Origin of the sequence: Synechocystis sp. PCC 7339 (assembly GCF_019924095.1) — a bacterium.
In the GTDB taxonomy this organism is placed as follows: domain Bacteria; phylum Cyanobacteriota; class Cyanobacteriia; order Cyanobacteriales; family Microcystaceae; genus Synechocystis.
In genome coordinates, this window is record NZ_CP063659.1 from 476,244 (window position 1) to 489,182 (window position 12,939).

Below are 12,939 nucleotides of genomic sequence, written 5' to 3' on the forward strand. Positions count from 1 at the left end.
TTACAAAATTTGGGCAATGGAAACCGCTTCGTCGTGGGTAAATAAATAATCTAAAAAAGTCTGAGCAACAATGGATAATTGCTTCGATTTTTGATAAACAATATACCAATGTTTTTGTAGGGGAAATCCTTCTACATCTAGCACGGCTAGGGGACCGTTAATTCCCTCCAATGCCAGGGAATACAACGATAAAATAGAGATTCCGAGTCCCCCATAAACCGCTTGCTTTATGGCTTCATTGCTACTAATTTCCATCTCTACATTCATCTGTAGGCGATTTTCGTTGAAAAATTCCTCCACCGCCATCCTAGTTCCTGAACCGGACTCCCGCATGATCAGAGGTTCCTGGATTATTCTTTCCAAAGAAATTCTCTTTTCATCGACTAAAGGATGCTGACGGGAGGCAATGACCACCAGGGGATTTTCTAAAAAGTGACGGATATTAATATCAAGACTAGAAGGCGGTTTTCCCAAAAAGTATAAGTCGTCTAAATTATTCGCCAAACGCTCTAAAATTTGCTGACGATTGCCAATTTGTAGAGAAATGGAAATACCGGGATATTCTTGACGGAATTCTCCTAAAAGTCGTGGGACAAAATATTTGCCAGTGGTAATGGTGGCTAGGCGCAGGTTACCTTTTTTTAATCCCTGGAGATCGGCAATCACTTCCTGCAACTGATCAAGACAAAGGCCAATGTTTTCACTGGCTTGTAAAACCGCCTGCCCCGCTTCGGTCAAATAAATTTTTCGGCCAATTTGTTCATACAGCGGTACCCCGATCGCCTTGGTGAGTTGCTTCATCTGCTGGGAAACGGTGGGCTGGGTCAGAAATAACTCCTCCGCCGCCTTGGTGAAACTGCCTGTTCTGGCGATCGCCGCAAAAACCTCAAATTGGTGGAGGGTGGCATTTTTCATAGTGGCTCACATTTATAGACTACTTCTATAGATTACATAAAAAAATAGGTATTTATCTATTTTCAGGATTCCTTAATAATCTAAACATTCAAGTCCCCTTGGATTAGTCATTGTCCTCGGGCAGGCAGTCTAAAGCGTCCCCTGGTTTACCCAGCCTAGGAGTCCCAGTACTCTTCCGTAAACCGGGGATATCCATGGCGCTTATTCCATTTTTCTGTCTGCCTTTTTTCATAGAAAATATCAATCAAAGTTATGAGATCATTCAATCGACGTAAATTTTTGCTCACCTCAGCGGCCTCTGCCACAGGGGCTTTATTTCTGAAGGGTTGCACGGGCAATCCCCCCGATCCCAACGCCGCCGGCACTGGTACTAGCCCTTCCCCCCAAGCAGCCGGGGATATCAGCCCGGAAATGATGCCCGAAACCCCCAATATTAAACTGGGCTACATTCCCATTGTGGAATCCGCTCCGTTGATCATTGCCCAGGAAAAGGGTTTCTTTGCCAAATATGGCATGACCGGGGTGGAAGTTTCTAAACAAGCGAACTGGGCCTCCGCTAGGGACAACGTCACCATTGGTTCCCAGGGGGGCGGTATTGATGGCGGCCAATGGCAAATGCCCATGCCTCACCTGATTACGGAAGGGATCATCACCAACGGCAACAAGGTGCCCATGTATGTCCTGGCGCAATTGATTACCCAGGGAAATGGTATTGCTGTGGCACCAATGCATGAGGGCAAAGGAGTAAACCTTGATATCTCCAAAGCGGCAGACTATATCAAAGGTTTCAACAAAACCAATGGCCGCAAATTTAAGGCCGCCCACACCTTCCCCAACGTTAACCAAGATTTTTGGATTCGTTACTGGTTTGCAGCCGGGGGTGTTGATCCCGACACTGACATTGACCTTCTGGCTGTGCCTCCCGCGGAAACAGTTCAGGGTATGCGCAACGGCACCATGGACGCTTTTAGTACCGGAGATCCCTGGCCCTATCGCATTGTGACAGAAAATATTGGCTACATGGCGGCTTTAACTGCCCAAATTTGGCCCTATCACCCAGAAGAGTACCTCGCCATTCGAGCGGATTGGGTAGATAAAAATCCCAAGGCAACCAAAGCATTGCTGAAAGGAATTATGGAAGCCCAACAGTGGATTGATGATCCCCAAAATCGTCCTGAAGTTGTCCAGATTGTATCCGGCAGAAACTATTTCAATGTTCCCCCCACCATTTTAGAGTCTCCCTTCAAAGGTCAATACACCATGGGAGATGGTCAGCCGGCCATTGATGATTTCCAAAAAGGTCCCCTCTACTGGAAGGACGGCATTGGCAATGTTTCTTATCCCTATAAGAGCCATGATTTATGGTTCCTAACGGAGAGTATGCGCTGGGGTTTCCACAAAGATGCCATTCCTGATTTCGATACAGCTCAAAAGATTATTGACAAGGTCAACCGGGAAGATATATGGCGAGAAGCGGCAACGGAAGCAGGGTTTACAGCCGACATTCCTAGCAGTACTTCCCGAGGCGTAGAAACCTTCTTTGATGGCATTACCTTTGACCCGACTAATCCATCGGCTTATCTGCAAAGTTTGACAATCAAAAAAGTCTAACTAGCTATCAATTAAGCCATTTCACTGTTGATGATTAATCCATTACTATCAAGGAGACAATAATGACCACTACCATTCCCCAAAGGAAAAATCGGGCTACGGGGACCAATCCCTTACAAAAGTTTTGGCGCAAGCGTCGGGGCGATATTTTGCCCCCCATAGTCGGAATTTTAGGCTTTTTGTTGTTGTGGCAATTAATTTCCACGGCGGGTCTAATTAAACTTCCTCCCCCTAGTAGTTTGTGGACAGATCCCCGTACCCGTACCCTGTTGATGTATCCCTTTTACGACCGAGGGGGGTTGGATAAGGGGTTGTTTTGGCAAACCCTAGCAAGTTTGGGGCGGGTAGCCCAGGGCTATTCCCTAGCAGCCATTGTCGGCATCAGCATGGGAATTTTGGTGGGGACTCAACCCTTGGTAGATAAGGCCCTTGATCCGATTTTTCAATTTCTGCGCATGGTCGCTCCGTTGGCTTGGGTTCCCATTGCCTTGGTAGCTCTGCAGCAGAATCAACCGGCGGCAATTTTTGTTATTTTTATCACTTCAGTGTGGCCGATTTTAATTAATACGACGGAAGGGGTAAAACAGATTCCGCAGGATTATATTAATGTGCGCAAAGTATTGCGTTTGTCTCCCCAAAAGTTTTTCTTTAAAATTCTTATTCCCTCAGCACTACCTTATATTTTTACTGGCTTACGTATTGCCATTGGCTTAGCTTGGTTGGCAATTATTGCAGCGGAAATTGTGATGTCGGGCATTGTCGGTATCGGCTTTTTTATCTGGGATGCCTATCAACAGAATTACATCAGCGAAATCATCTTGGCAGTGTTTTATATCGGTGCGGTGGGTTTACTCCTAGACCGGGGCATTGCCTATCTCCAAAAGTTAATTGCCCCAGGACAGTAACAAACTCGCTGACCCCAGGAGGTTAACAATTTGCCTTGGAGAAAAAAAGAGACCATGAGCTTTTTTATTCACCACTAACCATACACGATCAAAATTATAGGATTTTATTGCAATGACACAGGATCGAATCACTTGGCTAGCAGGATTAGCCGCTGTTGCTGGTCTAACCACATTTCCTGGTTCCGCTGGGGCTCAGATGCTGTACGAGGATGCCGATTCCATGGCAATTACCCCAGTGCAGGAGCTGACTCCCCTTATGGACGAACCCATGGGTCAAGTGACATCGGTGTCAGAATTGCGGGATGTCCAGCCGGCGGATTGGGCCTATGAAGCCTTAAAGAGTTTAGTAGAACGTTACGGTTGCATTGTGGGTTATCCCGATCGCACTTTCCGGGGTGATGCCGAAGGCACACTGCGTGCCCGAGCCCTAAGTCGTTGGGAATTTGCCGCTGGGCTAAATGCCTGTATGAATACCATGGAGCGGTTAATTCAAGAAAATGTAGCCGTTATCAGGGCGGACATTGACAAGCTCCAACGGTTAGCCCAAGAGTTTCGGGCGGAACTGAGTGCTTTGGGGGCTAGGGTGGATAACCTGGAAACCCGCACAGCCTACCTGGAAGACCATCAATTTTCCACCACCACTAAACTGAATGGGGAAGTGATTTTCTCCATCAGTGGTGCCACCGGAGGAGAACCGGACGCCGACTCTGCCCAGATAGTTTTTAACGATCGGGTGCGCCTAAACCTAACCACCAGCTTTACCGGCAAAGATGCCCTGATTACGGGGCTACAGGCCTACAACTTTACCGCTGGCAATCCTATTACCGGGACAGGGAGTGTGGCGGAAACCCTCTTTCCCAATGATGCCTCCATCTTGGGTGAAGGCATGACCAGTTTCAACTATGAACCTCAGTTTGCTGGTTTTAACCCCCAAAATCTCCAACCCAGCTGTGACAACAACAGTGTCTGTCTGTACAAATTGCTCTACATCACCCCGGTAACAGATAATTTCACCGTCTTTGTTGGGCCCAAAGCAGAAGTCACCGATGCATTTCCCACCATTGTCCCCTTTGCCAGTGAAGGGCAGGGCACTCTTTCCCGGGCTTTCGCCATCAACCCCGTACTAAGGGTCTCAGGGGGAACCACAGAAACGGGCTTAGCCTCGGCCGCCGGCTTCATCTACAAACCCAATGATGTGGTAGATTGGCGGGCACTTTATGGCTCTGTCAACGCTGCTATTCCCCAAAATGAAGGTTTTCCCGGTACGCCCCTCGGTGCGGGTCTATTCAACGGCAGTTTTGTGGCGGCAACGCAATTAACCCTTTATCCCACCGAAAATCTGGATCTTGGTTTGAACTATGCCTACAGCTACCACCAGATCAATATTTTAGGTACGGGACTGACAGGGGCGGCGGCAGGAACCCTCGGGGGTTTACCGTTGACAACCCCGGTTAACGTTAATTCCGTAGGTGCGACCCTAACTTGGCGCATTAACCCCAGCATTTACTTCACCACCTATGGTGCTTACTTTATGGTGGATCAAGCTAACAGCGGTTCTGCCTTTACTAATCTTGCTAGTTGGATGGCTGGGCTTTATTTCCCCGATGCCTTTGCGGAGGGCAACACGGCTGGTTTGATGTTTGGTCAACCTCTCACCAGGGTTGGGGCCGGTAATGGAGCAACGTTAACACCTGACAATATCAGCAACCGGGCGATTCCCTACCAAATTGAAGCCTTCTATAACTACAAGATCAACAACAATCTCAGCATTACTCCCGGTGCGTTTGTCATTTTCAATCCCGAAGGCGACTCCAGTAATAGTACAACCGGGGTCTTTGCCCTACGAACGACGTTTACGTTTTAACCGCTGTCGCCCCAGTATTTTGTCCCTTTAATCAATTGTTTGAGTCGCTATGAGCCTTTTTGTTGCTGTTGACAATATCGATAAGGTTTTTTCCCTCACAGATGGGGAGCAATACGTTGCCCTCAAGGGAATTAATTTGGAAATTAAAAAGGGGGAATTTGTCTCCCTGATTGGTCACTCTGGCTGTGGTAAATCAACTCTGCTAAATATGATTGCCGGGTTAGATTTACCCAGTGAAGGGATTGTCACCCTGGAAGGTAAGCGGATCAATCAACCAGGGCCGGACAAGATGGTGATTTTTCAAAACTATTCTTTACTGCCTTGGTTGACGGTTAAACAAAATATTGCCCTCGCTGTCGATGAGGTAATGAAGGGGGCACCGGCGGCGGAACGCAAGGCCATTATTGAGGAACACATTGATTTGGTGGGCCTAAGCCATGCGGTGGATAAACGACCCAGTGAATTGTCCGGGGGCATGAAACAACGGGTGGCGATCGCCAGGGCCTTGGCCATTCGACCAAAATTATTGCTATTGGATGAACCCTTTGGGGCGTTGGATGCCTTGACCAGGGGCAATTTGCAAGAACAATTAATGCGCATTTGTGAACGATATCAAGTCACGGCGGTCATGGTTACCCATGATGTGGATGAAGCGGTGTTGTTATCAGACCGGATTGTGATGTTAACCAATGGCCCTGGATCTAACATTGGCGGCATTTTAGAAGTGGATATTCCCCGGCCCCGCAAACGGATGGAAGTGGTGGAACATCCCAGTTATTACAGTCTCCGCAGTGAAATTATTTACTTCCTCAACCAACAAAAACGGATCAAAAAATTACGGGCTAAAAAAACAACGGCGATCGCCAGACATGGGCTAGAGAAAGTCAATTTGGAATTGGGTTATGTGCCCCTCGTGGCCTGTGCTCCCCTGGTGGTGGCCCAGGAAAAGGGCTTTTTTACCAAACATGGCTTAGATGAAGTTAGCTTAGTACGGGAAACCAGTTGGCGGGGCATTGTGGACGGCATCGCCGGAGGTTACCTAGACGGGGCCCAAATGCCGGCCGGTATGCCCACTTGGCTCACAGCGGGGGGTTATCGGGAACAGTCCATTCCCGTGGTCAGTGCTTTGACCATGACCCGCAACGGCAACGCCATCACCCTCAGTAAAAAACTTTACGACCAAGGCATTTACACCGCTGAGGATTTTCGCCGGTTGTTATTGGCCTCCGACGGCGAACCCCACACCCTGGGCATGGTCCATCCTTCTTCCATGCATAACCTGCTGTTGCGTTATTGGTTGGCGGCCCACAATATCAACCCCGACCGAGATGTGCATCTCAAAACCATTCCCCCGGCCCAGATGGTGGCAGATCTGAAAGCAGGCACCATTGACGGCTATTGCGTTAGTGAACCCTGGAATCTGCGGGCTTCCATGGAAGGGGCAGGGTTTAGCATCGCCACCGATTTGGAAATTTGGCAAAATCACCCCGGTAAAGTTTTGGGAGTGCGGGAAGATTGGGCGATCGCCCATCCCAATACCCACGTTGCCCTGGTGAAAGCCATGTTGGAAGCCTGTGTCTACTGTGCTGACCCCAACCACGAAACAGAAATTCGGGAACTGTTGGCCACCCGTCAATACCTCAGCACCAATATTGACTACATCCACCTAGGTGACCCCGAAGGCCGCACTTGCAGTCTGGGTAACCCTGTGGACTATTCCCACCATCTTTTCTTTGGCGATCAAGTCAATCGTCCTATCCGCACCGAACATCTTTGGATGATGACCCAAATGGCCCGCTGGGGAGAAATTCCCTTTCCCCGCAACTGGGTAGAAATTTTAGAGCGGGTTTGTCGAGTGGGGGTATTTAGCACTGCCGCCCGGGAATTAGGTTACGACGTGAACTATCAAAGGCAACCCGTCACCCTCTTTGATGGGGAAGTGTTCAACGCCGATGACCCCATTGCCTACCTCAATCAAACCGTCATTCATCGCAACTTCACCATCGCCGAAGTGCACCTCGATAACCCAACCTCGGCCCCGGTTTTTGCCTAGGTTCTGTCCCCAGAGCCATGCCCATGACCACTGAATTATTCCCTAACAGTTAACTATGAAAACCTTAAATCCCAACCGACCCATGTCCACTCCTACCCCACTGGATCGTCAAACTGCCCCATTTTTGACCATTGAAAACGTTTCTAAGGTGTATCCCACCCCCAAAGGTCCCTATACAGTTTTAGAAAATGTCAACCTCACCGTTGATGAAGGGGAATTTATTTGCGTTATTGGCCACTCCGGTTGCGGTAAATCCACCCTGCTCAATATGGTGTCCGGCTTTGTCAATCCCACAGAGGGCTCTGTGCAAGTGGGGGGGAAAATCATTACTGAACCCGGCCCTGATCGGATGGTAGTCTTCCAAAACTATGCCCTACTACCTTGGTTAACTGCGTTAGAAAATGTTTACATTGCGGTGGATGCTGTCCATCCTCAAAAAACAGAGGCTGAAAAACGGGCGATCGCCAAGGATCATCTGGCCATGGTGGGGTTAACGGAAGCCATGGACAAAAAACCCGGCCAAATTTCCGGCGGCATGAAGCAACGGGTTTCCATTGCCCGGGCCCTGGCCATTCGCCCAGAGGTGTTAATTCTCGACGAGCCCTTTGGGGCATTGGATGCCATTACCAAAGAAGAGTTACAGGAAGAGTTACTACAAATTTGGAATGATCACCATTGTACAGTTTTGATGATTACCCACGACATTGACGAAGCCCTTTTCCTCGCCGATCGCCTAGTAATGATGACCAACGGCCCCCATGCCAACATTGGCGAAATCATGACCATTCCCTTTGCCCGGCCGAGGGATCGGGAGCGCATCATGGAAGATCCTCAGTATTACCAACTGCGGAACTATGCCCTCGACTTCCTCTATAATCGCTTTGCCCACGATGACGTGGCTTGATCTTGAAATTTCTCAACTCTTCAAAAGGGTTCCTAGTTGTGACTGATTAGCGAACCCCTCTAGGCTCAAATGTTTTCACAAAGATTACAATTCAGTATCAAGAGCCTAACCGCTAACATAAATACGGGGGCGATTTTGGGGATTGGGTTCGGCCTTTCGCAATACTTCGCGGGTCAGAATAGGAATATCTCCTTCCCCAAACAAGAGAAATCTGAGCAAATATTCCAAGGGATTGCCCTCCGTCCAACCAAAATACACAGAGGGTAAATGACCAGTTTGATCCCGCAAATATAGTAATAAAGCGGCGATCGCATTGGGAACTGCCGAACTTTGAACCCGCAGAATTTGATATTTATCCAGATAAACGCCCCGCACATGGATGGCATCCACAAACACGGAAGCGTCTACTACGTCCACTTCCAAGAAAATCAAGGGGTCACTTTTGCTAATGTGGTTATTATGGCGTGCAGATTGTTCCTTTTGCCGATATTCCTGGAATTCCTCTTTAAAAGGACGATGGGCAATGAGGTGAATGCTTTGATGTTGGTATTTAGACAAAATTTCTTGGGCTGAGTCATCTAATTCAATGGATGTGACCCGCAGTTCGGTGGAGCGAAACACCCGAGAAATTAACGAGGTGGTGACAATGGTAGTGATAAAGAAAATGGCGAGACGAATCCCATCTGGTCGTTCGATGATGTTGACAATGGTGGTGTAAATAAATACAAGGGCGATCGCCGCAAAAATTCCCGTGCTCCAATGGGAACGTTGACGATGAAAAAAGAGAGCTACCGCAATTGCGGCCGAACTCATTAGCACCAAAACCCCTGTGGCATAGACGGCCCCCTGGGCATCTACGTCAGCGCGAAAAATTAACGTTATTGTGAAGGCGATCGCCATAAAAATGATTACCAAAGGTCTAACCGCCCGAGTCCATTCCGGGGCCATGCCATACCGAGGTAAATAACGGGGAACTAAATTTAATAATCCTGCCAAGGCTGATGCCCCCGCAAACCATAAAATAGTGATTGTGCTGAGATCATAAACCGTCCCAAAAATTTCCCCTAAATAGCGATGGGCTAAGTAGGCCAACGCTCGACCATTGGCTTGCCCTCCTGGTTGAAAAGCGGCAGTGGGAATTAATAAAGTCGTCACCCAAATGCTGGCCAGCAGAAATAGGCTCATAATGACGGCGGCAGTCACCAATAAATGATGGGTATTACGAATCCTTCCCACAGGGTCACTTTCTTGATCCGTAGGGTCACCCTTTACCAGGGGCATAACCACAACCCCCGTTTCAAACCCCGATAGTCCCAAAGCCAGTTTGGGAAACAATAGGGCGCTAATGCCTAAAACTATCCAAGGATTATGGTGATGGGCACTCAGACCCGCTTGCCATTGGGGAAAGACCATGGGGTTTAGACTGATTTGATAGATCCCCATGGCAATGACGACCAAATTTAAGCCTAAATAAACAACAACAATGACCACCGCAAACCCAATCACCTCCCGAAAGCCCTTCAAAAATAATGCCCCCAGCAAGGCAATTAATATCAGGGTGAGGGGAATTTCTTGGCCGTGCAACCAGCGAACTAATAGGGGATTTTCAATCAAATGAGCCGTGGCATCGGCGGCGGAGAGAGTAATGGTAATAATAAAATCCGTCCCGGCAAACCCCAGCAAAATCAGTACTAAAAATTTGCCATGCCACCAAGATAGAGAATGTTCCAACATGGCGATCGATCCTTCTCCGTGGGGGCTGAGTTTGGCCACATTCCGATAAACGGGTAATGCCCCAAATAAGGTGACCAGCACTAAAATCAGGGTCGCAATGGGAGCCATATCCCCAGCGGCAAGGACAGCAATCCCAGGTTGATAACCCAAAGTCGAAAAATAATCCACTCCGGTTAAACACATCACCCGCCACCAAGGATGTGATGAAACAGGATGTTCATAAGTCGGTGAAGACGGCATAGAACCTAAAAATGGGACAATTTTTGAAGATTTTTCGAGTGTAGGTTGGAACGGCGATCGAGATTGTCCATATATCCATCCGTCAATTTACTGCCCCTGCCTTAGATAGGGTTTTCCCCTGGTTTAATAATGCGGTTAAACTAATTATGGGTTCTCAAAAACGACATGACCCACATTTCTCGCCTATGGAGCTTATAATCCGCACCAATTAAGTCCGAGGCGGTAAAAGTTTGGTCAGTTAACCCAATTCTTTCGTTATCCTTTACTCCCAAATTGTTTAGGCCCATTCCCCTACTTTTTGGGAGGAACGAATATTTCCTCAACAAAAAAAATCGTTCTAGCCAGATTGTCGCTTCCTTTAGAATGGAAACCAAAGCCACATCAATGTCTCTGGGGTAAAGCCAATGTCAGCCGCCCTAACCATTAAACTTGATAGCATATCCCTTTCCGATGAGCAATTTTATCAACTCTGTTTGACCAATCGAGAGCTACGCTTTGAACGTAATTGCCAAGGAGATTTAGTGATTATGTCGCCTACCGAGGGCGAAACCAGTAACCGTAACGGCATTTTTATACTGCGCCTAGGTCTTTGGGCCGAACGAGATGGAACCGGAATTTTTTTCGATTCTTCCGGGGGCTTTAGGTTACCCAATGGGGCCGACCGATCGCCAGATGCGGCCTGGTTGAAACGGGAACGATGGGAAAGTCTAACCCCGGAACAACAACAGAGATTTGTACCTCTCTGCCCGGACTTTGTCGTTGAATTAAGATCGCCTAGTGATGACCTAAAATCCCTGCGGGAAAAAATGCAGGAGTATCAGGAAAATGGTGCTCGATTGGGTTGGTTAATCGATCGCCAAACTCGCACCGTGGAAATTTATCGTCCTGGTCAGGCGGTAGAAGTTTTAGAAAACCCTGAAAGCCTCAGTGGTGAGGCTATATTGCCAGAATTTGTTTTAGAGTTAGCGCCGATTTGGTAGATCTTCATCTACTCCCAAATTTCGCAGGCTAGTTCCCCCGATTTTTGGGAGAAACGAATATTTTCCCGATAGTCCACTGGGCAATCAATGACGGTGGGTACGGGTTGGGCTAAAGCTTCTTTGAGGATAGGAATTAAATCCGCCGCCGCTTCCACCCGATAACCCTTTAGTCCCATACTTTCGGCAAACTTGACAAAATCTGGATTGCCAAACTTAATGAAACTGGATTCGCCAAATTGGTTGATCTGTTTCCATTCAATCAGTCCGTAGCCGTTGTCGTTAAAGATCAACGTGACGAAGGGAGTGCCCACTCGCATGGCCGTTTCTAGCTCCTGGCAGTTCATCATAAAACCACCGTCCCCCGTCACCGCAACAATATTGCGCTCGGGATAGACCAATTTAGCGGCGATCGCCCCTGGGATAGCAATGCCCATGGCAGCAAAACCGTTGGAAATTAAACAGGTATTGGGGCTGTCACAGTGGTAATGGCGGGCCATCCACATTTTGTGGGCCCCCACATCGGAAATCACCACGTCATCGGGGCCCATCACCTGGCGCAGGTCATAAATAATTTTTTGGGGTTTGACCGGAAAACCATCATCATTGGCGTAGCATTCATACTCAGCCCGGATATCCGCCCGCAGGGAAGCGCCGTAGGGAGTGGGTTTTCCTTGGCGATCGCACCGTTTGAGCAAATCCATCAGGGAATCGGTAATGTCCCCCACTACTTCCACCTGGGGAATGTAACTGCTGTCAATTTCCGCTGGGGTGGCCCCAATGTGCACAATGGGTAAATCACCGCTGGGGTTCCATTTTTTCGGGGAGTATTCGATCAGGTCGTAGCCCACCGCAATGACCAAATCACTTTTTTCAAAGGCACAGGTAATGTGGTCCCGTTGTTGTAAACCCACTGTCCAGAGGGAAAGGGGGTGGGTGTAAGGAATGGTGCCTTTGCCCATGAAAGTGTTGGCCACAGGAATATTCAAACTAGTGGCAAATTCCGTCAGGGCTTCACTGGCTTCGGCCCGGATAGTGCCATTACCGACCAAAATAATGGGGTTTTTCGCCTTGGAAATGGCCGTGGCCGCCGTGCCCAACGTCCGAAAAGCAGCATAAACCTTTTCCCGGCTGTCCCGCCGCAGGGGTTTACCATCCACCGGCATGGCAGCAATATTTTCCGGCAAATCAATGTGGGTGGCCCCTGGTTTTTCGCTCTGGGCCAGTTTAAAAGCTTTGCGTACCACTTCTGGGGTAATGCTGGGGCGGACAATTTGCCTAGTCCATTTGGTCACCGGGTCGAACATGGCCACCAAGTCTAGATATTGGTGGGATTCAATATGCATCCGGTCGGTACCCACCTGGCCTGTGATGGCCACCAAGGGCGCTCCGTCCAAATTGGCATCGGCTACCCCAGTCATGAGGTTGGTAGCGCCGGGCCCTAGGGTAGAAAGACAAACTCCTGCTTTGCCAGTCAAGCGGCCGTAAACGTCGGCCATAAAGGCCGCTCCCTGTTCATGGCGGGTGGTAATAAAGCGGATGGGCGAGTTTTTCAGCGCTTCGAGGATGTGGAGATTTTCCTCTCCGGGTACGCCAAAAATGTATTCAACATCTTCATTTTCCAGACATTGAACCAATAGGTCTGCAGTGTTCATTTCCCCCATGGTGGTGCCTAGTTCCCCTAGCTGTGTTAGCTATTTGAAATAAAAGTACTTTCAATACCTCCCCCTAGCCTA

At 48.6% G+C, this 12,939-nt stretch carries 9 protein-coding genes; 6 read left to right on the top strand and 3 right to left on the bottom strand.

Annotated features, from left to right (window positions below):
• On the bottom strand, positions 1 to 915 hold the full coding sequence (gene cmpR / locus IQE94_RS02160; protein ID WP_212715856.1) for an HTH-type transcriptional activator CmpR: 915 nt from the start codon (positions 913 to 915) through the stop codon (positions 1 to 3).
• 252 nt (positions 916 to 1,167) lie between these two features.
• On the opposite strand from cmpR, the gene IQE94_RS02165 reads away from it, so the two are divergent.
• The 5 genes from IQE94_RS02165 to IQE94_RS02185 all read left to right on the top strand — a co-directional run bounded on the left by IQE94_RS02165 (position 1,168) and on the right by IQE94_RS02185 (position 8,252).
• Entirely contained in the window at positions 1,168 to 2,526 is a 1,359-nt protein-coding gene (locus tag IQE94_RS02165; protein ID WP_223342624.1) for a CmpA/NrtA family ABC transporter substrate-binding protein, read from the top strand.
• Positions 2,527 to 2,588: 62 nt separating this feature from the next.
• Complete coding sequence (gene ntrB, locus IQE94_RS02170) at positions 2,589 to 3,431, top strand: nitrate ABC transporter permease (protein ID WP_190599566.1); 843 nt, start codon at positions 2,589 to 2,591, stop codon at positions 3,429 to 3,431.
• 112 nt (positions 3,432 to 3,543) lie between these two features.
• Positions 3,544 to 5,295: an iron uptake porin gene (locus IQE94_RS02175; protein WP_223342625.1), complete on the top strand. Its 1,752-nt coding sequence runs from the start codon at positions 3,544 to 3,546 to the stop codon at positions 5,293 to 5,295.
• A gap of 49 nt (positions 5,296 to 5,344) precedes the next feature.
• Positions 5,345 to 7,348 carry a nitrate ABC transporter ATP-binding protein gene (locus IQE94_RS02180; RefSeq protein WP_223342626.1) on the top strand — a complete coding sequence of 668 codons (2,004 nt, stop codon included), beginning with the start codon at positions 5,345 to 5,347 and terminating at the stop codon, positions 7,346 to 7,348.
• A 55-nt stretch (positions 7,349 to 7,403) separates the two neighbouring features.
• A complete protein-coding gene (locus IQE94_RS02185) occupies positions 7,404 to 8,252 on the top strand; it encodes a nitrate ABC transporter ATP-binding protein (protein WP_223342627.1) in 849 nt (282 codons plus the stop codon).
• Between the two features lie 105 nt (positions 8,253 to 8,357).
• Here IQE94_RS02185 and IQE94_RS02190 read toward each other — a convergent pair whose 3' ends face one another.
• Positions 8,358 to 10,226 (bottom strand): amino acid transporter, encoded by a 1,869-nt coding sequence (locus IQE94_RS02190; RefSeq protein WP_223342628.1) that lies wholly within the window; start codon positions 10,224 to 10,226, stop codon positions 8,358 to 8,360.
• Between the two features lie 404 nt (positions 10,227 to 10,630).
• Here IQE94_RS02190 and IQE94_RS02195 point away from each other — a divergent pair, with 404 nt between their 5' ends.
• Positions 10,631 to 11,206: a Uma2 family endonuclease gene (locus tag IQE94_RS02195; protein ID WP_212715867.1), complete on the top strand. Its 576-nt coding sequence runs from the start codon at positions 10,631 to 10,633 to the stop codon at positions 11,204 to 11,206.
• 8 nt (positions 11,207 to 11,214) lie between these two features.
• Here the strand turns inward: IQE94_RS02195 and IQE94_RS02200 are convergent, their stop codons facing one another.
• Positions 11,215 to 12,867, bottom strand: coding sequence for an acetolactate synthase large subunit (locus IQE94_RS02200; RefSeq protein ID WP_212715869.1), 1,653 nt, complete (start codon positions 12,865 to 12,867; stop codon positions 11,215 to 11,217).
• Between the last annotated feature and the right edge of the window lie 72 nt (positions 12,868 to 12,939).

Coding starts and splice junctions, on each gene's coding strand:
- cmpR (WP_212715856.1), bottom strand. CDS start 915: ATGAAAAATGCCACCCTCCACCAATTTGAGGTTTTTGCGGCGATCGCC.
- IQE94_RS02165 (WP_223342624.1), top strand. CDS start 1,168: ATGAGATCATTCAATCGACGTAAATTTTTGCTCACCTCAGCGGCCTCT.
- ntrB (WP_190599566.1), top strand. CDS start 2,589: ATGACCACTACCATTCCCCAAAGGAAAAATCGGGCTACGGGGACCAAT.
- IQE94_RS02175 (WP_223342625.1), top strand. CDS start 3,544: ATGACACAGGATCGAATCACTTGGCTAGCAGGATTAGCCGCTGTTGCT.
- IQE94_RS02180 (WP_223342626.1), top strand. CDS start 5,345: ATGAGCCTTTTTGTTGCTGTTGACAATATCGATAAGGTTTTTTCCCTC.
- IQE94_RS02185 (WP_223342627.1), top strand. CDS start 7,404: ATGAAAACCTTAAATCCCAACCGACCCATGTCCACTCCTACCCCACTG.
- IQE94_RS02190 (WP_223342628.1), bottom strand. CDS start 10,226: ATGCCGTCTTCACCGACTTATGAACATCCTGTTTCATCACATCCTTGG.
- IQE94_RS02195 (WP_212715867.1), top strand. CDS start 10,631: ATGTCAGCCGCCCTAACCATTAAACTTGATAGCATATCCCTTTCCGAT.
- IQE94_RS02200 (WP_212715869.1), bottom strand. CDS start 12,867: ATGGGGGAAATGAACACTGCAGACCTATTGGTTCAATGTCTGGAAAAT.